Source organism: Streptococcus mitis, from assembly GCF_047462815.1.
In the GTDB taxonomy this organism is placed as follows: Bacteria; Bacillota; Bacilli; order Lactobacillales; family Streptococcaceae; genus Streptococcus; species Streptococcus mitis_DO.
In genome coordinates this window covers 103,387-127,343 of record NZ_JASHFB010000006.1, presented here as the reverse complement: position 1 = coordinate 127,343, position 23,957 = coordinate 103,387, and the positions used below count along the sequence as shown (strand labels likewise).

The window sequence follows — 23,957 nt, the reverse complement described above, 5'->3', positions numbered from 1 at the left end:
TTCTTCTCAAAAATATTAAATAGTATCTACACTATTTCAGTTCACATACTCTATATCTCAGATTAGTAAAATAAATTAACAGAAAAAGTATTGAGAACTTCTTTTGGTATAGTATAGCAGCTTGAAATAACATATGAACAACTCGATTTGTAAATTTAAATCAATTTCTAACAACACTTTATAAGCCACCTTGTACTTTTCGAGATTAAATCCACTATAAAACTGAAAACCAAGATTTGCAACAACACAATTTTTTAATATCTTGATACGAATATTGATATCTACTTTTTCGAGAATGCAAGAACAGCCTTGCACCTCTTGAAATGAGGAACAAGGCTGTTTCTTGATCTTTTACGATTCATTGTCAACTTAACAATGAACAGTTCATATTTTGACTACATTTTTACTCTAGTCTTCTTTTTCTTTCCAAATACAACCCCTATACCACTTAACATGCCAAGAAGTCCTAGAGATGTAAAAGTCGCATTTGATTCAGTTCCTGTATTTGGTAATACATTTTGAGAATCACTTGATTTAACTCCATTATCAATAGCATCAGTAGTATCTTCATGAGTTGTATTCTGAGTAACTTCATCTGGAATTGGAGTTGTTGGTGCAGCTGTATCTTGACCAGAATTTCCATTAATAGCAGGTATGACTGGGGTTTCTGGAATTGTATTTGGATTTGTACTTCCACTTACTTTTCTGAAAATGTGGGTCATTACTGGTTCATTTTCAGCTATCACAGTTCGTACAAATTCATATCCTGGAATTGATCTATGTTCAGCATCCTTTTCATTGCCTGTCTTAACGAATGATTTCAATACATTTCCATCTTCATCAATCCAGCGAACCTCAATCATTAGCTCTGGCAATTCAATTGAATCCGGTAATACACCGTTTTCAAAAATTGTTACCTTAGCTGGATTGTCTACTGGAACTTCCACAGCTGGTTTACCTGGTTCAGTAATCTTACCTGTACCTGGAACTTTACCTTCTCCATTTTCACTTGGGATTTCTCCCTTAGTTCCTGGTTGATATGTTGAACTATCTGGTTTTTTCGGTGTTACTGTAACATCACCTGTCTTAGGATTTTGATCAATATCTAGTGTTGGTGTCTTATGTGCTGGCGTTGTTACATTAGGAACTTCTTTCGTTGGTTTTACTGGTTCTGTAATCTTACCTGTTCCCTGCACTTTACCTTCTGGCAATTCACTGTTGGGTACTTTACCTTTTCCATCTTCACCTGAGATTTCTACCTTAGTTCCTGATGGATATGTTGAGTCATCTCGCTTCTTCGGTGTTACTGTAACATCACCTGTCTTAGGAGCTTGTTCTAACTCTACTTTTGGTTCTTTCGCTTTCCCATAAGTTCGAACCGTTGTAGGAGTTACCTTACCTGTTTGTGGATTAACTCCATAGGTAGTGGTATCAATCACATCACGACCCTGGTCATCCTTATTACGTTCAACCTTAGTTTTAGCTCCTACTTTAACGATTGTCTTACCTGCTGGGGTGACAACTGGATTAGCAACGTGTTCTATGATATGACCGTCCTTTGGATCTACATCGTAAGTGGTTGTAGTAACTGTTTTACCTTTTTCACCCTCAGTACGCTGAGCTGGTGTACCGAAGTCTTTTTCAACATCTTTAACGTATTCCACTTCTGGTTCAATCGGTGTTTCTACGACTTTGTCCTTCGCTGCAACTTTGACAATTGTTTCTGTTGGATTCACTACTACTGGTTTTCCTACTCTTTCTGTAATAGCGCCTGTAGTAGAATCAACACTATATGTTGTTGTGGTAGTGCTTGAACCTGCTTGTCCTGCTTCTTCCACATTCGGTTGATCTTTGTCGCGTGTATCATCTTTCACATACTTCTTAGGTGATGGGATTGCTGTTGTTTCTACTTTATCCTTCGCTGCGACTTTGACAATAGTATTAGTTGGTTCTTTCGTACGAACTGGTTGACCTTCACTTGCTGTAATCTTTCCAGTATTAGGATCTACTGTGTACGTTGTGGTGATGGTGTCTTCTCCAGGAGTTCCTTCTTTTCGAACTGGTTCTAAATCTTTGTCACGACTATCGTCTTTTTCATAGACAACAGGGGATGGTACAGGTCTTGTCTCAGTCGTTGGTTCTTTCCTTGTTCCATAAGTTCGAACTGTTTTCGGAGTTACCTTACCTGTTTTTGGATCAACTTCATAGGTAGTGGTATCAATCACATCACGACCCTGGTCATCCTTATTACGTTCAACCTTAGTTTTAGCTCCTACTTTAACGATTGTCTTACCTGCTGGGGTGACAACTGGATTACCAACGTGCTCTGTGATATAACCGTCGTTTGGATTTACATCGTAAGTGGTTGTAGTAACTGTTTTACCTTTTTCACCCTCAGTACGCTGATCTGGTGTACCGAAGTCTTTTTCAACATCTTTAACATACTCAACTTCTGGTTCAATTGGTGTTTCTACTACTTTGTCTTTGGCACCAACTTTAACAACTTTTGGTACCATTTCTGTTCTACTAACGACCGGTGTTCCATCCGTTACCGTACCATTAGTTTCATTAACAAGTGTTGATGTTGTTTTTACTATCTTACCTTCAGATCCATTATTAGTAACCGTATTAGTTCCTACATCTTTGGTTTTATCTGCTTCATACCGTGTTGTTACCGGAATTATTTTGGTTACGACTTTGGATTTAACGCCATTTGGACTGGCAATGTCTTTCCTTACTGTTGGAGTAAGGGCACCGGTACTTGCATTGACTTCGTAGCTTGTAGTATTCTTAACAACATCATCGCCTTCTTTGAGGTATTCAACCTCATCCTTAGCTGGCACTTTAACCACTGTCGGTTTTGATGGAACTACTACTGCCGGTTCTTCATGTGGAATGAGACTGCCATCTGTAAGTTTAACTGTATAGGTTGTGGTTACTGTTCTAGTTCCTGGAGTACCAGCTTCTGTGATTTTAGCTTCATCTTTGGCTCTTGTGGCATCTTTCTCATAACGAATACTTGACTCTATTGACGTAACGACAATCTTAGCCTTGGCTCCATCTTTCTTGAACACTTCCTTTTTCTCTGTTGGGGTAAGGACACCTGTGTTTGGATTGACTGCGTAAGTTGTAGTATTCTTAACAACATTATCACCTTCTTTGAGGTATTCAACCTCATCTTTAGCTGGGACCTTGACCACTGTAGGAGTTGAAGATTTGATAACTGGTTTTCCTTCATGTGGAATGAGGTTACCATCTGTCGGATTCACAGCATAAGTGGTAGTTACTGTTTTAGTTCCTGGAGTACCAGCTTCTGTGATTTTAGCTTCATCTTTGGCTCTTGTGGCATCTTTCTCATAACGAATACTTGACTCTATTGACGTAACAACAACCTTAGCCTTAGCTCCGTCTTTCTTGAACACTTCCTTTTTCTCAGTTGGGGTACGAACACCTGTACTTGCATTGACTGCGTAAGTTGTAGTCTTCTTAACAACATTATCGCCTTCTTTAAGGTATTCAACCTCATCTTTAGCTGGAACTTTGACCACTGTAGGGGTTGAAGGTTTGATAACTGGTTGACCTTCATGTGGAATGAGGCTGCCATCTGTAGGTTTAACTGTATAGGTTGTGGTTACTGTTCTAGTTCCTGGAGTACCAGCTTCTGTGATTTTAGCTTCATCTTTGGCTCTTGTAGTGTCTTTCTCGTAACGAATACTTGTCTCTATTGACGTAACAACAACCTTAGCCTTAGCTCCGTCTTTCTTGAACACTTCCTTTTTCTCTGTTGGGGTAAGAACACCTGTACTTGCATTGACCGCGTAAGTTGTAGTCTTCTTAACAACATTATCGCGTTCTTTAAGGTATTCAACCTCATCTTTAGCTGGAACTTTGACCACTGTAGGAGTTGAAGGTTTGATAACTGGTTGGCCTTCATGTGGAATGAGACTGCCATCTGTCGGATTCACAGTATAGGTTGTAGTGACTGTGCTTGTACCTGAAGTACCACCTACTGTGATTTTTGCTTCGCCTTTGGCTCTTGTGGCGTCTTTTTCATAACGGACACTTGGCTGGATTGGCGTAACAACAACTGTAGATTTAGCACCATCTTTCTTGAACACTTCATCAAGTGTATTTTTAGTAATCTGCCCTGTATCAGGATCTTTGATACTAACAGTTGTTGACTTAATGATGTCATCTCCGCGTTTACTGTATACAGCAGTTTCTCCAACTTTTTCTACAGATTTAACCGTTGTAATTTTTTTATCTTGATAACCTGTCCCATCTAAAGAAATTCGTTTCCCAGATATAAACTCTGATCGTCTATTAATCATATCGGCTTCAAAATAAGAACGTGAACTATGACCTCCGCTGGTTCGTCCAACATTTATAACAACATCACTATCATTGCTGACGCCTTTTCTTATCGTCGAATCATTATCAACAATATAATGAGTCAATTTCCCTGACTTAGCTATTTTTTTGCTATCTAGACCTTTCTGCCAAAAGTCACGACTAGAAACCAAACTTGTCACAACTTTTGGAGCATTGAATGTTGTTCCTTTTTTTAAGACATTGTTATAAAAGTTTCTATAAGCCAACTGTTCTTTAGGAGACATGACTCTGCTGTCAGAATATGCCAACTCATAGGCTTCAACCATTGCCCGTTGTACTAAATATCCTCCTAAAGAATGTCCTGTTAAATAAAGATTGGTAATGCTCTTATCTTTAGCTAGTTCACGCATGATATTTTCTGCATCTATCCCCTGTTGAGGATTTCTTCCTGTTCCCAGAGTGATATCTGCTTTAATATCTTTCACATCACTTGTTCCACGAAATGCTAACACTTGTGCAGTTCCATTTGGTAAATATGAGAAATCACTCTTAGTTTCATACAAGACAGCATCTAGTCCGCTAGATGTATGATAACTTTTCTTCCTTTCCCAATAAGGTCCCAATTCCTTATTCATCATCATATATTCATAACGTGGCTTCCTATCACCATTCTTTTTATATAACTCTGACTCTGTTAAAGGTTTCTTATGATCCAACACTCTATCGATATAATTATCATCACGGTAGGACAATTCCATGAACATAATCATATCGCGCTCACTGACATTCCATTTTAATTTTTCATCTGGCTTTTCTTTACTGTCAATAATACCATCACCATCAGTATCTTCTAATAAGGGATGACTATTATAGCCTACATACTTTTTCCCGTCTTTTTCATAAATATAAAGTTCTTCTTTATCCTTCAAGTAGTCATTATCTGTATAAGATTCTGGACTTAATTGAGGGCCGTTTAACAATAAACTATCAAGCTTATTACCTTCTGAACCGATTACTCCTGCTTTTATTTGCTTAGCATACTCATCAGTTAATTCATACTTTTTAACCTCGGAAGGATTCGATGCTGCTCTCACCGCTGGAGTGCTTGATCTGTCTTCACCCGCCACGAAATCCCTTGTGGTCAAGCTATTATTTTCCTTATCCCCAGATCTGACGGGTTCTGTAGTCCTTGTAGATCCTATTGGAACATCTCTGGTATCTAACTCAGAAGAAGGATTATTTTGATTATCTGATATAGTTTGCACTGCTTCTCTTTTCTCCACAGAAGGTAGAGAATTTTCCGTAGAAGCAAGTACTCCCTGAGATGGTGTAAACAAGGCAATTCCTATTAATACAGAAGCCACTCCAACAGAAAACTTTCGAATCGAAAAACGTTGACGTTTATTAAAAATATCTTTCATTTTACCAACTTTCTTTCTAACTATTTTTTACAAAATAGAGGGTTCTAATATTTTGCCTTGACAAAATACTAGATCATTTCTTGACTAAAATTTTAGAGCTTTTCCTCTACTTGATTATAAGCTACTACATTGATTTCTAATCATAGAAAAATGGATTGCTTAATATTACTAAAATATCAGTAAAATATAAAAAAATGTAAATATTTTACTTTCAACACTGCCATTATACCATAAAAAATCATAACACTCATGTGTTTTAAAAAAGGTTTGTCAAAAAGTTTTCAAAATCAAAAAACGCATAATATCAGGTCTTGAAAACCTTAATACTATGCGTTTTATTGTGGGAAAATCTACTTCATTTTCTCCGAGAATTGAGTTTTTGCCCAGTCTCATCAAATCTAGATTTTTTCTTCTTTGATATCAATCACAATTTCTTCTGATTGGTCAAGAGTTTCGGCCTTTTCTTGCCATTGCTCCTTGAGATTATTGAATTGATTTTTTGATGCTTCTGTCGCTTGGCGAGCACATGATTTGGCTTGAGCAAGGACACTGTCCACAGTGATTTCACCTGACTCAACCTGTTCTTTGGTTTTCAGAACAAAATCTGTAGCCTGCTCCTTAACTTCTGTCAGTTTTTCACAGACCTGATCCTTGGCATACTCAGGATCTTCTCTCAAATCATCTAGAAAATCTTGAGCCTGACTGCAAATTTGTTTGCCCTTATCGCTTGTTAAAAACAAGGCAAGAGCTGCACCTGAAACGGTTCCTAAAAGGATTGAGGATAGTTTACCCATAAGGATTCTCCTTTTTTATTTTTTGAAAAATTTACTTGCAAGACGAAGAGCTGATAAACTTGCACCAGTCTTGAGTGTTTTTGAACCAGCTGATGAAGCTTTCTTGCTCAAGACACGCGCATGGTCATTGAGGTCTGAAACAGATAGAGATAAATCTGCAACAGCATTAAAGAGTGGATCAATCGTTGCCATCTTAACATTGATATCATCTGCCAAGACATTGACCTTAGCCAGCAATTCATTGGTGTGATGCAAGGTCACATCCACATCTGAAGTCAAGGTTTTAATCGTCTTCTCTGTTTCATCGATAACACGGCCAAGCTTTTGTACAGTAATGATTAGATATACTAAAAATACAATCAAAACAAGGGCTACAAGAATATATGCAACTTCTAACATTTAGTTTTCCTCCTCTGTAACATAGTAAGGGGCCTTCTTTCGATTTTGATATAGAATGATAAAAATACCGAGACCAATAAGGACAACTGAAAGCCATTGAGACACTCGAAGTCCAAAGAACATGAGGCTATCTGTCCGCATGCCTTCAATAACCATACGACCGAAACCATACCAAATCAAGTAAAAGGCAGTGATATGACCTCGTCTGAGACTCTTCCATTTTCGTCTGAATATCAAAATTAAAGTAAATCCAAGTAGATTCCATAGAGACTCATAAAGGAAGGTTGGCTGACGATAGCTCCCCTCAATATACATCTGGTCACGAATAAAGCCAGGTAGATAATCCAGATTATCCACTGCTGCACCATAGGCTTCTTGGTTAAAGAAATTGCCCCAGCGACCCAAACTTTGGGCAATCATGACGCTAGGCGCCGCAATATCTAGGAAATCCCAAGTATTGATGAGTTTACGATCAGCAAAGATATAGAGTACAATAGCCCCAGTTATCAAACCACCGTAAAAAGCCAAACCACCATTCCAAATGGCAAAAATTTCTCCCAAGTTCTGACTATAGTAATCAAAACGGAAAATAACATAATAGAGACGTGCTCCTAAAATAGCCAAAGGAAAAGCTATCAGGATGAAATCTAAAATATCGTCTGGTATGATCTTCTTTCTAGGTGCTTCTTTCATGGTCAAATAAACCGCAAGAATCAAGCCTGTCACAATACACAAGGCATACCAACGAATGGCTAGAGGGCCTAGATGAATAGCAATTGGATCAAGCATTAGGCACCTCGTTTTGAGCAATAAGATTGGTCAAGCGTTCTTCGAACAAACGAGTCGCATCAAAGCCCATTTCCTTGGCACGATAATTCATGGCAGCAGCCTCAATCACAACAGAAATATTACGACCTGTTTTAACTGGAATACGAATACGAGGAATAGATACGCCAGAAATTTCAAGTTCCTCTGCATTATTTCCTAGACGATCAAAGGTCTTATGTGTATCATAGTTTTCCAAGTAAACAGCCAGCTGTACTTGTGAAGAATCCTTGACGGCACTCGCACCGTAGAGGCTCATAACATCGATAATCCCAACCCCACGAATTTCAATCAGGTGTCTCAAGATTTCAGCAGGTTCACCCCAAAGAGTAATCTCGTCCTTGGCAAAGATATCGACCCGGTCATCAGCTACCAAGCGGTGACCACGTTTGACAAGCTCTAGACCTGTCTCACTCTTACCGATGCCACTATCGCCCTGAATCAAGACACCCATACCATAGATATCCATCAAGACACCGTGCACACTGGTACGTTCTGCCAAACGTGAATCCAGATAACTAGATAACTCTCCAGACAATCGACTGGTCGCCGTACGGCTAGTTAAAATAGCAATCTTACATTCTCTAGCTGCCTTTAGCATCTCCTCAGGAACCACCAAACCACGAGCAACAATGACCGCAGGTGTCTCAGGTAGAAACATTTTTTTCAAGACTTGGTAACGGTTGTGAGAGGACATCGAAACGAGATAGGACCACTCCTTCATTCCCAAGAGCTGGATTCGCTCAGGCGTATAATAGTCAAAATAGCCTGTCATTTCAAGACCAGGTCGCGTAATGTCCGCAGTATTAATTTCCTTTTCAAGTAATTCTGGTTCGCCATAGACAATGTCTAGTCTAAGCTTTTCAATCACTTCTTTTACTAAAACCGACATCATTTCCTCCTTCAAATGAGTTCTTCTCTCTATTATATCAAATTATAGGAGGATATTTGAGATTTTTGCAGGCTTTGAAGTATTTATTTATACTCAATGAAAATCAAAGAGCAAACTAGGAAACTAGCCGCAGGCTGTACTTGAGTACGGCAAGGCGACGTTGACATGGTTTGAATTTGATTTTCGAAGAGTATTAAAAGAAAAAAGACTAGATTTCTCCAGCCTTTCATTTCTAATTAGAATTTTTTACGTTTACGAGCTGCTTCTGATTTACGTTTACGTTTTACAGAAGGTTTTTCATAGAATTCACGTTTGCGTGTTTCTTGAAGAGTACCAGCTTTAGTAACCGCACGTTTGAAACGACGAAGTGCGTCGTCAAGAGATTCATTCTTACGTACTACTGTTTTAGACATTTTTTTCACTCCCTTCAAGTTCAAGATCTATTCTATTTTACACGTAAAAGGAATAATTGTCAAGAAAAAATCCGGTTTAATTTTGATTTTTTCTTCCATTTATACAAGTTATACAAGTCTTGAAAGCGTTCAATAGAAGAACTGAAGGATGCTGCTTTTTTATTTTTCAAGTAAGCTGAGCGCTTCAGCATCTGCGATGATCGTCACATCAGGGTGATTTTGGAGGCTACTTGCTGGGAGATTCTCAGTCACTGGGCCAGACACGGTTCCGGCAATTGCTTCTGCTTTCGACTCACCGTAAGCAAAGAGAAGGATTGACTTGGCATCCAAGATATTTTTAATCCCCATTGAAATGGCTTGAGTTGGGACATCTTCAATCTTGTCAAAGAAGCGAGCATTGGCTTCGATAGTAGACTGGTCAAGCTCTACAAGGTGAGTTTGACTGTCAAATGGAGTGCCAGGCTCATTAAAGCCGATATGTCCATTGCGACCGATTCCCAAGATTTGGAGGTCAACTGGATGGTCAGCCAAAATTTGGTTGTAGCGTTCAACTTCAGCTTCAGCATTGTCCTTAACACCACGTGGCAAGAAACTTTCTTTAAATGGTTTTTGGTTAAACAAGTTTTCTTGCATGAAGTAACGGTAAGATTGTGGATTGTCTCCATCAAGTCCTACATACTCATCAAGGTTGACACTGGTTAGATTTGAAAAATCAAGGTCACTCTCAACAATTTCCTTGTAAAATTCAAGTGGGCTACTTCCTGTCGCAAGTCCTAGGGTTTTAGCACCGTTGGCTATTTTTTCCTTCAAAATCTCAAAAGCAACTTTTCCACCTTCGATTTGGTTTTCAACTTTAATGACTTTCATCTTTTCATCCTCCGCTTTAATCTATATTTATTATATGGTATAGACCAATTTTTGTCAAGTGAAAACGATTTAATTTCTAAAAAAAGAGCGACTATACTTGAAACATGTTATAATGGATAGGATTAGAACTTAGAAAGAATGAACAGATATATGAATACAGCTGATTTTGATTTCCACTTGCCTGAAGAATTGATTGCCCAAACACCCCTTGAAAAACGAGATGCCTCTAAACTCCTCATCGTCAACCGTGAGACGGGAGAAATGCAGGATAAACACTTCCACTCTATTATTGATATGCTGGAACCTGGTGATGCCCTTGTCATGAACGACACCCGAGTTCTCCCTGCCCGCCTCTATGGTCAAAAGGAAGAAACTAGAGGCCATGTGGAACTTCTCCTGCTCAAAAATACTGCTGGAGATGAGTGGGAAGTTCTGGCTAAACCTGCCAAACGCCTCAAGGTCGGTACTCGTGTCAGCTTTGGTGATGGCCGTCTCAGCGCTGTTGTTACGAAAGAATTGACTCACGGGGGCCGCATTGTCCGCTTTGAATACCAAGGAATTTTCCTAGAAGTCTTGGAAAGTCTGGGAGAAATGCCTCTGCCACCATATATCCACGAAAAACTGGATGACCGTGAACGCTATCAAACTGTTTACGCCAAGGAAAGTGGCTCTGCAGCAGCACCAACTGCTGGTCTTCACTTCACCAAAGAACTGCTGGCAGAAATCCAAGCTAAGGGTGTTCATCTAGTCTATCTGACTCTCCATGTCGGACTCGGTACCTTTAGACCCGTTTCAGTTGACAATCTGGACGAACATGAAATGCACTCAGAATTCTATCAACTTTCTGAGGAAGCTGCTGCCATCCTTCGCTCTGTTAAAGAAAATGGTGGTCGTGTCATCGCTGTCGGAACCACTTCTATCCGCACCTTGGAGACTATTGGTTCCAAGTTTGATGGGCAAATCCAAGCAGATTCTGGCTGGACCAATATCTTTATTAAACCTGGCTATGAGTGGAAGGTCGTAGATGCCTTCTCAACCAACTTCCATCTGCCAAAATCAACTCTGGTCATGTTGGTTTCTGCCTTTGCCGGCCGTGAATTGGTCTTAGATGCCTACCACCATGCCATCCAAGAACACTACCGCTTCTTTAGTTTCGGTGATGCCATGTTTATCTACTAATTTTCACAATCAAAAAGCGCATATTATCAAGGTTTTATAAAGCCTGATAGTATGCGTTTTGTAATATATAAAGAATTAATTTTTTATCAAGCTCTTATCTTTCAAGCTCTGAACACTGGCATTGATTACCGCGCCGACAATTAAAATCTTAGCGATGAGAATAAACCAGAACATCATGACCACCACGACAATAGAACTGAAAAAACGGACGTCCACTAGGTGATTGACATAATTGTTAACATAGACTGAAAAGATATTAAGCAGTAAGGCCAGGGTCAACAAGACAAAGGCACTACCTGGTAATACCGAACGAATCCGTCGGACTTTGACATTAGGCAGAAAATAATAAAGCATGACCAAGATAGCAAAAATCAAGGCATAGATCAAGGGACCTGTTAGGTCTTGCAGATAATCAAAGAGAGGACTATCCGAATTCCAATAGCTTTTGACAAGGTTGAGGAGCATACGGCCAAAGACACTCAGAAAAAGAGCTAAGGCAAAGAGAATCTGCAGACCAAAACTGACAAACAAACTCATGAGTTGATGAGAAATCATCCCACGATTTTTAGCTACTCCGTAAGCTTTATTAAAAGCTTTCTGTAGGAAATTCATAGATTTTGAAAAGGTCCAGAGGGCTGACAAAACCGCAAAACTCAATAAACCCGTTGACGGTTGGGTCAGCACTTCTGTAATAATCTTTGCAACCACATCATACATGGTATCGGGCAAAAATTCATTGACAACCTTTAAAAAATTGGAAACTGGAATCTGAAAATAAGGGAGGATATTGACCACCACCAAAAGAAGTGGAAAAATCGAAATCAACCAATAGTAGGCTACTGCGACACTGGTCAACTCACTATCTGATGCTTGATAATAATGCAAAAAAGCTTTTAATAAAGGCTTATCTATCAGCTCTTTCCACCACTTTTTCATGTCACACTCCTTCACTTATAATCTTGATTAATTTCTTCTTACCAATTCCACCATATCATAAGGCAGGGTATTGGCAGCTTCCTTCAAGGAATAGTTCTCTAAGTTATTGACATTTTGTCGTAACTTCTTGGCATACTTGGTCGTAATCAATCGTTTTTCTTCGTATTCGAAAATCAACTTGCGCTCCAGATAATAGCCTCTCAGCATTTCATCGATATTGTTAGGCTTGACACGATTGATAACCCGTTCAACAAAGGCACCACTAGTGATAATAGCTGTTTCACGGAGACGAGAATCCTGCATGAAGCTGATTAAAGAACTCTTATAAACCCCTTTAAGGTTCTCCAAACTTTCGATAATCATCTCTGTGTTTTCTAGATAGAGCTCTGCAATTTGATCATAGTCAAGAGCTCTGAGTTTCTGTGACTCTTCATTTTTCCAACTGCGGAAGGTCTTGCCAAAGGTAAAGACTTCGTGAAGGAGAAAACGTAAAATCCGCAAGGAAACAAGGAAATAATAGGTCACTCGTGAAGCAAACTTGCGATTGATACTTTGTTCCATGTTTTTCAAATAACGTTGGTAAACTCGATAGGCACGCTCACTCATCTTTTCCTCTTCGTAAGCCTGTTCTAAACCATCACTTTCAATGCTGAGGATGAGAAGTTTCAAGGCCTCCCAGTCTTCTTGAGCCCCCTTGTTTTCTTGATTCAGGATAAGGTTCTCTATTCGTCCATGGTAATTGTCAATAGCCGCATAGAGTGGGAGCTTATTTCTGGTATCTTCCAACTCTTTTTCCAACTCTATCGTTACTTCATTCAAAATGGCGATATGCATGAGATAATCCTTACTTTCTTCCTGTTCATCAGAAAGATGAGGCAAGACCACGAGGCCTGTTAAAAAGCTTACAAGCGTCACACCTGCGACAAGGAAAAGCAAGAGAGGATACTCCTGTTCTAGATTACTTGGTATCAGAAGGATTGTAGCAATCGACACCGTTCCCTTAACACCTGAAAAGGTCAAAAGAAGCATGTCCTTTATATACTTATTTAGCTTTTTCTTGAGACGTCTAGTCCTATAGGCATAGTAGCCATAAATCATGACAAAACGAATAGCGAAGAGGACAAAGGTAAGGGCTATAAGAGATACCAATAACAGTAAGGGATTATAGATTGGATTGGTCAAGATAGGTTCTGCTATCATTTCCAACTCCATCCCTAAAATCACAAAGACAGAACCGTTCAGCATAAAATTCACTGTATGCCAGACCGTCTCGGTCACCGTATCCACTTGGGCTTCGAGGAGCGTAATTTTCTTAAAACGGCTTGCCTTTAAAATCCCAGCAGCTACAACGGCAATAATCCCTGAAACGTGAACTTCTTCTGCCAGAAAGAAGGTCACCAGAGGCAAACTCAATTCTAATAAAAGTTCACTGGCAATATCCGTCGCTCTCACACTTAGTAAGAAGCTATGGAGGAAACGGTTGGTCATGGCTGTTAAAAATCCAATTAAAAAACCACCTAGGATTGAAAAGATGAGCGAACTGCTAGCTTGCCCAAGGGAAAAGGCTCCTGTTGTCCAAGCTGTCAAAGCTACCTGAAAGGCAACCAAACCAGATGCATCATTCAAGAGTCCTTCACCCTTAAAAATATTGGACACGCGCTTAGGAAAGCTAAAACGCTCCGAAAGAGAAGCAAAAGCCACCAAGTCCGTAGGGCCAAGAGCTGCCCCAACAGCCAAGCAAGCCGCCAAGGGAAGACTGAGCCAAAGAAGATGGGCCAAGCCACCCAAACTCAGGGTCGAGATGAAAATCACTGGAAATATGAGATAAACAATGATTCGCCAGTGTTTTAAAATAGCTGTAATGTCCGCTTCTTCCGACTCTCTGAAAAGCAAGGGCCCGATAACCAGTGCCAAAAACAACTCCGTATTGAGGTGAAAGTCGGTATTGGGTAAAAAGAGACCAATCACAATTCCCAAAAGAATCTGCACCAAAGGGAGAGGCAAAAAGGGCAGGAGCTTATTGGTTGTACTTGAGACAATTAAAACCAGTAAAAATAGGATGAGGTAAATCAGTAATTCCACGCACTTCCTCCTTAATCTTTTTTACAACAAGATTCAAAAATCTCCTTCTGCTCTTTGATTTTTTGGTCAATCTTGGAACAATCCTTGTGCTCAATTTTTCTCTGGCACCGTTCCATTTCAAGAGCAACTAATTTTTTCTTGATTTTAAGCATTTTTTTGCTCATATGTGCTTGGTCTAACACACCCACCGCTCGTTCGTGGTGGGTTGATTCAACAAAATTCTGGCGCATGGCATCCAGCTTTTCACGTAGGTATTGTTTATCCATGTCTATATCTCTCTAATTTTTCAATCATAACTAAAAACGGCGGGTTGTTGACTTGGTTTAAAGTTCGGTAAATGGCAGCTGTGTACTCTTGTTGGTTCAACTGGCTAACAAAATCCAAGACAGCATCCCTCTCGAGATCTCCTCCATTATGACCGTAGTAGATCATGATAGCAATCCGTCCACCTTTGACAAGCAAATGACATAACTTTTCCAATGCTGCAATAGTCGTCTGAGGTCGGGTGATGACTGACTTATCAGCTGATGGTAAATAGCCCAGATTAAAAATCCCTGCCTTGGCTTTTGTCACAAACTGATCCAGTGTCTCATGACCTTGCAAGATTAACTGAGCATTTGTCAGGGCAGCCTGATGCAAACGCTCTTGGGTCTTTTCCAAGGCTTGCTCCTGAATATCAAAAGCATAGACTTGCTTAGCTAGCTTGGCTAGAAAAAGCGTGTCATGACCATTTCCCATGGTTGCATCCACTACGATATCATCCTGAGTCACTACCTCAGCCAAAAAATCATGTGCCATCTCAAGTGGTCTTTTCATTTTCAAACTCCTGTTTTACAGCCTTGCATCCTTGAACACTTCCACGACGTCGCATTTCCATCTCAATGCTGTTGAGGACTTCCCATTTATTGAGACTCCACATAGGACCAATCAGCATATCTCTAGGTGCATCTCCTGTGATTCGATGGATGACGATATGCTTGGGAATGATCTCCAGTTGGTCACAGATGACCTTAACATATTCATCCTGACTCATCAACTGCAAACGTCCTTCGTGATAATCTCGTTGCATACGCGTATTGGTCATCAGGTGAAGCAAGTGCAATTTAATCCCTTGAATATCGTTATCCGTGACACAGCGGCGAACATTTTCAACCATCATCTCATGGGTTTCACCAGGCAAACCGTTGATCAGATGGGAAACAATCTCAATTTTGGGATACTTTCTCAAACGCTTAACCGTTTCCACGTACAACTCATAGGAATGGGCACGGTTAATCAGATCAGAGGTTACTTCATAAGTGGTCTGCAAGCCCAATTCAACCGTCACATGCATGCGTTCCGATAACTCAGCCAAATATTCGATGGTTTCGTCTGGTAAACAGTCTGGGCGCGTTCCAATATTGATTCCTACTACACCCGGTTCGTTGATAGCCTGCTCATAGCGCTCTCGGATGACTTCCACCTTTTCATGGGTGTTTGTGAAATTTTGAAAATAAACCAGATACTTCTGAACATCCGGCCACTTACGGTGCATAAAGTCAATTTCCTTATAAAATTGCTCACGGATAGGCGCGTCCGGTGCCACGATAGCATCTCCAGAACCTGAAACCGTACAAAAAGTACAGCCTCCATGAGCCACAGTTCCATCACGATTGGGACAGTCAAACCCCGCATTAATAGGGACTTTAAAGGTCTTTTCTCCAAAGAGTTTTCGATAATAATCATTCAAGGTGTTATAAGATTTCATAACTTTCATTATAACAAAAAACATTCACAATCTCAAAAGCCTGACTTTCCTATAAATTCCTCTGTTTCTCGTTTCCATTAGCGATTTTTTATGATACAATATGGGTATGATTTTAATGAAATTAGCATCTATTTTATTATTGATACTGACCTTAGTAGTCTGCATTATCATAACCAAACTTTTTAGATTAAAAAAGCTAGGACGAAACTTTGCGGATTTGGCTTTTCCAGTCTTGATATTTGAGTACTACCTAATCACAGCTAAAACCTTTACCCATAATTTTCTCCCTAGACTGGGCCTAGCCCTCTCAGTCCTAGCCATTATTCTCGTTTTTTTCTTCCTTCTGAAAAAACGTAGCTTTTACTATCCTAAATTCATCAAATTCTTCTGGCGTGCAGGATTCTTAGTGACCCTTGTCATGTATATCGAGATGATTGTTGAATTGTTCTTAATGAAATAATCGAATCCCTAAACATTTTCTAGGGATTTTTGCTTTCTCTACAAAATAGGATAGACAATAACACTATACAATTTTATACAAAGAAAATCCCTTAGAAACTTATATTCCAAGGAATTTATCTTCTATCTAAGACAAGAACTTCTCTCTAATCTTTAACGATAAAGAAGGTATCAAAATTTCTAGTCTTCTTTTTTACCTTTAGTAGCTACTAATCCCGCACTTAAACCAAGAAGAGCTAAGCCTGCTGCTACTGCTGCTTGGCTTGCCGTACTTCCTGTATTTGGTAACTGCACTTTATTAGCTTGATCGGCTTCACTTGAAGCGATTTGTTTTGTATCTGCTTTTTCTGACACTTGTGGTTTTTTAGCTTCTTGAGCTACTGGTTTGGTTGTTTCGCCAGCTGTACCAACCTCTACGATACGGTCCTGAGCTATAACTTTATCATAACTTTCCTTTTCAGTTCGCTTGCCATTTTCTACTTCAATCAAGTGAACACGAATACCTTGTCTTCCTTCTTGGAGGATACGAGTTTCGCCTAGATATAACTTGTCAGACTTACGCTCTTCAACCTTGAAGTCAATTGTTTCTTCCTCAATTATAAGTTTTGGTTGCTTAAGAACAAGATTCTTAACTTCGTCTTCCGGAATAGCGGTCCCTGTTTTTGTTCCGACCAAGACGATGCGATCTGTTGGAGTCTGTATTACTTCACGGAATTTTTCTTCCTTACTTCCGTCAGGATTAATCAATGTAAATATACGTTCCTTACCAACTTTACCTTCTTGCAATAGGCGAACTTCTCCTTCAAGCAGAGTATCGTCTTTTTGTTCAAGAGTTTGGAAGTTTAATTCTTTGTCTACCACTTCAAGACTAGGCAAGTCATATTGAGCAGGAGCTACAAGTTTTCCATCTATCACTTTTTCCTTAGTCAATTTAATTCGGTATTCTTTGACATTCTTACCACTCTCTGATACCAAACGGACTAATACAGGAAGATTTTCTCTTCCACTATCCACAATTGTAGATGTAACTTGATCTTTCCCTTCTACAGTGATTTTTGGACGTTCCCCTTTATAAATCAATTCATAGTCGAAACGATTTTCAGAGAAGTCAGGAAGCTCTTTACCATCTACTAAAATTCTTCCCTCTGTGCTCTCTTTTGCAAGCTCACTTGGTGCTCGGAAACTTAATTCAGTTAAAGCAACCCCATTTTTATCTGCTTTTCTATCCATGCGCCATCTCATAGCTTTGGTAGTCACAGCTTTAAAGGTCACATTGATCTCGTCTCCAGCTTGAATTTCTTTGTCTGCATAATAAGGAACAAGTTCCCAATTATCAGGGTTATTAAATGGATGATTTGCTTCATAGCTATAGTTTGAATAGTAAACTGGAACATCAAAGTCAGGACCAATGTATCGTTCCAAGACAAGTTTAGCTGGAGCATCTGTTCCACTATCTGCAAAGAAGTTTAGTTTAGCTTGTGAAACCTTTCTATCCACAATTTTACCATTCTTTTTAAAGATAACACCAACTGATACTTCTGAATTAGCGGATGGATTAGCTGACCAGTTTGTCCAACGGTTGTCTTGATTTCGGTCGTTATCATTTAGATAATCTACACGGTCATTCGAATTGTCATCCAAATCATTAGTGGCTGAAGCAAAAGCCTGACTATGAGTAGCAAGATAATCTGGATTATCAGAAAGTGATCTACCGACCTTGTCCGTTACTCGAACAGATAATTCTACTGGGACTTCACTACCAACTACATGGCCTTTAATTGTATATTCTCCAGCCTTGCTTAGGTTAGAAGCAAGAACTGTTGCCCATTCAACTGCCAAATCTTTTACGTCATAACCGCTCTTACCTGCGAAATAAACAGGAACCTTATTTGGCAATTCCAAAGGTTGACCCAGTTGCAACAATTGAGACTGTTTAGCAGCAGCAATTGGTTTACGAGCCAACAAGTCTTTATCTTTTGTAAAGTGAAGGTTGTATTCTCCAAGAATATCGCCATTTTCTGCTTTCACAATAACACGGACAGGATCGCCTTCTTTCACACTAGGAACTACTGTAGCCAGTCCATTATTTGTGATACTAGCTGTTACTTCTGGAATTTTTCCATCACTATAGTCTAAATAGTAATCTGTTAAGTCTGGATTAAAGTGAGGAAGATCTTTTCCAGCTATCTTGATATTAGTAGTTGCCTCTTTAGCTGGTGCTACCTTTTTAGAGAAAACTTGTAATTCTGTAATGGATGTTCCAAGTTTATCATCAGCTCTTGTCATGCGAATACGTACCGCGTAGGTATCCACCTTGTCAAAACTGAAATGATTCATTTCTCCAGCTTTTAACTGATCTGGAGCCTTAAGATTTGTAACTGGTTTCCAATTTTTACTGTCATTAAATACGTGGTTTTCACCCTCTACATAACCAGGATTCTTCGGTGCAGTTGGAGCTTTTTCACCAACATAATACTCAATGACGTAAGATTTTGGAGCACCTACACCGCTATCTTCATAAAATGCTACATTCAAGTTATCGACCGAACGTTTTGTCAAAATACCTGAATCTCCAAAGAGTACTCCTACTGAAGCTTCTTCAGAACGTTTCCAGTTTGACCAACGATTTGCAGGCTGATCACCGTAAGAAATCACTTTATCATTTACATTAGATACTGGGTCATAAGAATGAGAATCTGATGCAAAGGCAAGTGGTAATTCTGAACCTGTCCATTGGTCTGAAATATTATTTCCAATTTCCGTTTGATTGGATACACGAACATGTAATTTAGTTGTCAGCTGTGTTCCTTCCACATGGCCTGTTACAGTAAAGATTCCTTCTTTTGCATACTGGCTTGCATCAATAGTATCCCAAGCCACCTTAGCTGAAGATACTTGGCCATTTGAATAATAAGTACGGACACTCTCTGGCAAGGTTGGTGCTTCAGCAATTGGTGTTGTGATGCTCACATCTTCCACTGATACAATTCCTTCTACTGATACTGTCGCACGCGCTTCTTGATTCAATCCTTCAACCTTACCAAGAACTTCGAAAGTATGATAGTGATTTAATTTTTCAGATGGAATCGTATCCCAAACCACCTTATGAACTTTTGGAAATCCTTTATCGTACTCAACTGTTACTGTAGATGGAAGATTTGGTGTTTGGTGCAAATCTGTCACAAGGTTAACTGGACGAATAGCCTGGACAACTTTCTCTTCAGTATTTTCTGCAATCGTTAGAGGAAGTTCTCCTTTTGCATCTTCATATTGAGCTTGTAAAGTGAGGCTGCCCGGTTTATGCAACTCTAGCATTCCCTTATTAACAGAGACTCCTCCCTCGCCTTGGCTTGAGAAAGTCACCTTATCGGTTGGTAAAACAGCTTCAGTTCCATCCTGATAACGGGCTAAAACTGTCATTTTAACAGTTTGATCTTCTTTGAGGCTAGCAGTTTGATCTACTCTGAGACTCAAGCTTTCAATTTGTGGAGAATCAACAAGGAACTGAACCGCATAAGTTTGTAATTGTCCACCATCTTTAGGTTGAACATAGATACTAGCACGCATTCCATTGGACTCATTTGCCTGAATGACCTTCACATCAGCATTTTCAGCACTAGCACTGACTTCTGGAATTTTTGCACCATAAGAAAGTTTGTGATAATGGACAGGATGTTCATTTGAAAGTTCCGTAACACTTTCACCACCTACTGCTATAGTTGATGTAACTTGAGCCAATTCCTTACCGTCATCAACTATCAAAGTAGCGTGGATGGTTCTATCTCCTAATTGGCTAGTCATCTGGATATGTGCCCCTGGAGTAGACAGCTTCTCTTTATCTTCTGGTGAAATTTCCCAATTTTCAACTTCGTAATTGTGAATACGACCATCTGATGAAACAAGTGAAACAAGTTTATCCACAGAGCTCAAGTCTGTTCCAGGTGCCATGCGTTTAACAGCTGGAAGTTCATTCGCAATTGTAAGAACTTCAACACGAGCCTCAACTTCACGCCCATCAGACACACCTTTTACAGTTACAGTTCCAGCTTGACTGACATCTGCTTGAGACCAGGTTACAGGTCGTTTTTCACGACTACCATCACTATAGACAAATGGCACTGTCTGAGGCATTTTAAGTTTTTGACCTAAAACTGTCCGAACTTTTGGTATTTCTGTTCCTAAAACAGTTTTTTCTGACTGGTCTGACTTACCTGTAAAAACTGTAACTTGATCTGATTTCAACAAGCCTGAATATGCTGTGAGGGTAAATTTACCTGCTTGATCAGTCGATTTAACAATCGCTACCCCTTTACCATTGAAAGCTCTACGAATCCAAGAACCATCTGCTTGTTCTTTATAACGTTCACGACTAGCTTGCTCACCATTATCCACACCAACCAGTTGACCTTGTCCATGAAGTTGGAAGTGAACTAGATTGTTAGCAGTTGGTACAACATTACCCTTGCTATCTACAATTTCGTAATAGATATAAGTCAAATCTTTTCCATCTGCAGCGATTGCATTTTCTTCCTTAACCAAACGGACACCTGCAGGTTCACCAGCAGTTACAATCTTATCACGAGCAATTTCCTTGCCAGACTCATCTCGAGCTACCGCTTCCAAAGTTCCCGGTTTATAAGCGACTTTCCACTCCAAGTATAGTTCTTGAGGATTTTCACCTTCTTGATATATTCGACCGTCACTTGTTTGTTTTTTGTTGAATTTTTTAAGACCTAGTGACTCATTATTTAAGAACAATTCAACACTAGCAGCATTGGAATAGGCTCTAACTGGGATTCGATTTTCAGCGTCTGCAACATTATCTGCCAATTCAGTCTTTTCCCAGTTCCAGTGAGGCAGTAAATGAACCATTGGTTTTTTCTTGGCAGAAACCCACTGACTTTGGTAGAGATAATAGTCATTTTTTGGAATACCTGCGGTATCAACAATACCAAAGTAGGAACTTTTTACCGGTGTACTATTTTGATTGTGCCATGGTGTTGGTTCACCAATATAATCCGTGCCGGTCCAAATGAATTGTCCAGCATATCCTGAATGATCTCTATCGAAGGTCCAGGATGCTGTAGCAGTTTTACCCCAACCAACACGATCATTACCATAATCGGATTGTTCGTAATTACGCCAATATTGGTTACTTCCTACCCACTCACTCTCTGGATGGAAATAACTTCCTCTTGTACGAGTTGCTGAAGATGTTTCTGAACCATAAATCAGCCATTTCGGATGTTTCGCATGAAGAGTTTGATAATTTTCTTCAGAGTAATTCAATCCAACTGCATCCAGTTCATCTGCAATCTTTTCATGGTCTCCAGTTCCATCTCCGAAACGGAATTTATCAGCTCCCATGGTTACATAACGTGTCTTATCAACAGATTTCACCACTTTCACCAAGCGTTTGACAGTTGCTAGTGAATGGGCTTTCCCATCTGCTTCACCGATTTCGTTACCAATAGACCACATGACAACAGCAGGATTGTTTTTATCTCTTTCTACCATTGTTCGAAGATCGTAGTCGGACCATTTTTCACCTTTTCTTGCTTCAGGGTGGGTAGCATCTTTTTCAAAGAAACGACCATAGTCATATGGTTTCTTACCGCCATACCAAGTATCAAAGGCTTCTTCCTGGACAAGCAAACCCAGCTCGGCTGCAATTTGCAAGGTCTGAGGACTTGCTGGATTGTGGGTTGTACGAATCGAATTCACTCCCATTTCCTTCATCTGTTTCAGACGACGGTATTCGGCCTTATAGTTTTCTTCTGCTCCTAGCGCTCCATGATCATGGTGCAATGAAACTCCATGAAACTTGATGTGTTCACCATTCAAAGAGAATCCTTGGTCTGGAGTCCAGTTATAGTAGCGATAAGCAAATAAATCTTTTTTAGCATCTACAAGCTGACCATCTTTATAAACACGAGTTACCATCTCATATAAAGCAGGTTTATCAGATGACACTGTCCACAATTTTGGTTTTTCAACCTCTAATGCTGAATCCAAATGAAGGGTTTCTTTTGCTTTTAGAGTTTTACTCTCAGTTCGAACAAGTTCTGTAACTGCCTTCCCACCTCGTTCAAAAATTTGATACTCTGCTACAATTTCATGGTCTTTATTGTCTGTATTAACAATTTTACTGCTTACTTGGGTTTCAACTTTTCCTCCTTGTTGACTTTCTAGTTTTGGAGTTAAAATAGTTGTCCCATTTTTTTCAACATGAATCTTATCTGTTACCTGCAATGATACGTCTCGATAGATACCACTTCCTGAATACCATCTACTACTTGGTTGCTTATTAACTGCATGAACAGAAATAACATTTTCTCGCCCATCTTTATGGAGATAGTTACTAATGTCATATGAAAATTGATTGTAACCGTTTGGATAGTGACCAACTAGTTGACCATTGACGAATACTTGTGAATCCATGTAAACTCCATCAAAGGTTACACGAACATCTTTATTTAAGTCCTTTTCGTCTAACTTAAAGATTTTCCGATACCAGCCATCTCCACCATTCAGTTGACCACCCTCGTTTTGAGCTGGAGAATCATGGTCAAAATCAAAATGAATACTCCAGTCATGAGGAAGATCCATTTTTTTCCATGAAGTAATATCTGCGTCTGGTTTAACAGCTTCCTTTGCATTGGCATTTAGTTTAAAGTGCCAATTCTGGTTGAAGGAAATGTTTCTATCTTCAATTAACTTATCAACTACTTCATTCGTAGCAGATTTGAATTCCTTCTTATCTTTTGAAACAGAACGATCTTGTGATTCCGCTTTATTTGTTTCTTCAGAATTTTTCTTATCCTCAGGCTGATTTTGTTCAGTTTTATCGGTTACCTTAGTCTTATTTATTTCTTCAATCTTATTGCTGTCCTCAGACTTATTTGTTTCTTCAAGTTTCTTACTTTCCTCAGGCTTGTTCGTCTCTTCTATCTTGTTTTCACCTTCAGCCTTACCTTCTTCTGAGGGAACTGCTTGATTATTAGCCGCTGGAACTAATGGTTGATCTGCATGAGGTTTTACTACAGCATCACTACCATCCGCATTTTCCTTTAGAGATACATTTTCAACTTCGGCTGGCTGCTCACTAGCTTTTTCAGTCGTAACTCCTTCAACCTTATGTTCACTTGAAAGTTCAGTAGCTTCTTTAACTTCAGGATGATGATTCGTCCCGTTTGTTAAAACAATATCCTTAGCATTTTCGTTGGCATATACCGAAGAAGCCTGACTAAGGCTCGCCCCTAATAATAGAGCACATGTTCCTATAAGTACAGAACAAGCACCGACTGAAAATTTTCGAATACTATAGACTCTCTTTTTGTTCCAATTACCTTTTTGCATGTAATCCTCCTATTGGTAACCGCTTTCATTTTATCAGAGAGCAGGCTACTTATTATATTTATCTTATAATACGATTTTATAACCAATAAAAAATTTGTCAATCAAATATAGATAAAAACAATGTTTTGGATTGTTTTTTATAAAAATTGGAGAATTTACAGAGAGTATCGTAGAGAAATTTATTATAACAAATATGACATCGGACTTTACTTGACATTTTAAAAGGTAATAACTTTTACTATCTCAAACAAA

15 protein-coding genes are annotated in these 23,957 nt (G+C 39.4%); 2 read left to right on the top strand and 13 right to left on the bottom strand.

Features of this window, described 5'->3' with window-relative positions; genetic code table 11:
• Positions 1 to 395: 395 nt before the first annotated feature.
• The 7 genes from QM865_RS04705 to QM865_RS04675 form a co-directional block, all read right to left on the bottom strand.
• Positions 396 to 5,753 (bottom strand): YSIRK-type signal peptide-containing protein, encoded by a 5,358-nt coding sequence (locus QM865_RS04705; protein ID WP_414306125.1) that lies wholly within the window; start codon positions 5,751 to 5,753, stop codon positions 396 to 398.
• A gap of 398 nt (positions 5,754 to 6,151) precedes the next feature.
• On the bottom strand, positions 6,152 to 6,547 hold the full coding sequence (locus QM865_RS04700; RefSeq protein ID WP_261028115.1) for a YtxH domain-containing protein: 396 nt from the start codon (positions 6,545 to 6,547) through the stop codon (positions 6,152 to 6,154).
• A 15-nt stretch (positions 6,548 to 6,562) separates the two neighbouring features.
• Positions 6,563 to 6,946 carry a DUF948 domain-containing protein gene (locus QM865_RS04695; protein ID WP_414306124.1) on the bottom strand — a complete coding sequence of 128 codons (384 nt, stop codon included), beginning with the start codon at positions 6,944 to 6,946 and terminating at the stop codon, positions 6,563 to 6,565.
• Positions 6,947 to 7,735, bottom strand: coding sequence for a prolipoprotein diacylglyceryl transferase (gene lgt / locus QM865_RS04690; RefSeq protein WP_414306123.1), 789 nt, complete (start codon positions 7,733 to 7,735; stop codon positions 6,947 to 6,949). It lies immediately after the preceding gene.
• The gene (hprK, locus tag QM865_RS04685) at positions 7,728 to 8,663 is read right to left on the bottom strand and encodes an HPr(Ser) kinase/phosphatase (RefSeq protein ID WP_000115157.1); all 936 of its coding nucleotides are present in this window, start codon (positions 8,661 to 8,663) and stop codon (positions 7,728 to 7,730) included. The genes lgt and hprK overlap by 8 nt, the downstream gene beginning before the upstream one ends.
• Before the next feature lie 236 nt (positions 8,664 to 8,899).
• The gene (gene rpsU, locus QM865_RS04680; RefSeq protein ID WP_000048054.1) at positions 8,900 to 9,076 is read right to left on the bottom strand and encodes a 30S ribosomal protein S21; all 177 of its coding nucleotides are present in this window, start codon (positions 9,074 to 9,076) and stop codon (positions 8,900 to 8,902) included.
• 159 nt (positions 9,077 to 9,235) lie between these two features.
• Positions 9,236 to 9,943 carry a glucosamine-6-phosphate deaminase gene (locus QM865_RS04675; protein ID WP_004269928.1) on the bottom strand — a complete coding sequence of 236 codons (708 nt, stop codon included), beginning with the start codon at positions 9,941 to 9,943 and terminating at the stop codon, positions 9,236 to 9,238.
• A 150-nt stretch (positions 9,944 to 10,093) separates the two neighbouring features.
• Between QM865_RS04675 and queA the strand changes: the two genes are divergently transcribed.
• A complete protein-coding gene (gene queA, locus QM865_RS04670) occupies positions 10,094 to 11,122 on the top strand; it encodes a tRNA preQ1(34) S-adenosylmethionine ribosyltransferase-isomerase QueA (protein ID WP_414306122.1) in 1,029 nt (342 codons plus the stop codon).
• 75 nt (positions 11,123 to 11,197) lie between these two features.
• On the opposite strand, the gene QM865_RS04665 is transcribed toward queA, so the two are convergent.
• Genes QM865_RS04665 through QM865_RS04645 form a run of 5 tightly spaced genes read right to left on the bottom strand, consistent with a single transcriptional unit; the run spans position 11,198 to position 15,896 of the window.
• A complete protein-coding gene (locus tag QM865_RS04665; protein ID WP_414306121.1) occupies positions 11,198 to 12,058 on the bottom strand; it encodes a YihY/virulence factor BrkB family protein in 861 nt (286 codons plus the stop codon).
• A 27-nt stretch (positions 12,059 to 12,085) separates the two neighbouring features.
• Positions 12,086 to 14,140 carry a cation:proton antiporter gene (locus tag QM865_RS04660; protein ID WP_414306120.1) on the bottom strand — a complete coding sequence of 685 codons (2,055 nt, stop codon included), beginning with the start codon at positions 14,138 to 14,140 and terminating at the stop codon, positions 12,086 to 12,088.
• 11 nt (positions 14,141 to 14,151) lie between these two features.
• Entirely contained in the window at positions 14,152 to 14,406 is a 255-nt protein-coding gene (locus QM865_RS04655) for a hypothetical protein (protein ID WP_000361085.1), read from the bottom strand.
• On the bottom strand, positions 14,399 to 14,956 hold the full coding sequence (locus tag QM865_RS04650; RefSeq protein ID WP_414306119.1) for a class I SAM-dependent methyltransferase: 558 nt from the start codon (positions 14,954 to 14,956) through the stop codon (positions 14,399 to 14,401). The genes QM865_RS04655 and QM865_RS04650 overlap by 8 nt, the downstream gene beginning before the upstream one ends.
• The gene (locus tag QM865_RS04645; RefSeq protein ID WP_414306127.1) at positions 14,940 to 15,896 is read right to left on the bottom strand and encodes a TIGR01212 family radical SAM protein; all 957 of its coding nucleotides are present in this window, start codon (positions 15,894 to 15,896) and stop codon (positions 14,940 to 14,942) included. The genes QM865_RS04650 and QM865_RS04645 overlap by 17 nt, the downstream gene beginning before the upstream one ends.
• A gap of 91 nt (positions 15,897 to 15,987) precedes the next feature.
• Here QM865_RS04645 and QM865_RS04640 point away from each other — a divergent pair, with 91 nt between their 5' ends.
• Positions 15,988 to 16,347: a DUF3397 domain-containing protein gene (locus QM865_RS04640; RefSeq protein WP_414306118.1), complete on the top strand. Its 360-nt coding sequence runs from the start codon at positions 15,988 to 15,990 to the stop codon at positions 16,345 to 16,347.
• 179 nt (positions 16,348 to 16,526) lie between these two features.
• On the opposite strand, the gene QM865_RS04635 is transcribed toward QM865_RS04640, so the two are convergent.
• Positions 16,527 to 23,705: an Ig-like domain-containing protein gene (locus tag QM865_RS04635; RefSeq protein WP_414306117.1), complete on the bottom strand. Its 7,179-nt coding sequence runs from the start codon at positions 23,703 to 23,705 to the stop codon at positions 16,527 to 16,529.
• Positions 23,706 to 23,957: the final 252 nt, after the last annotated feature.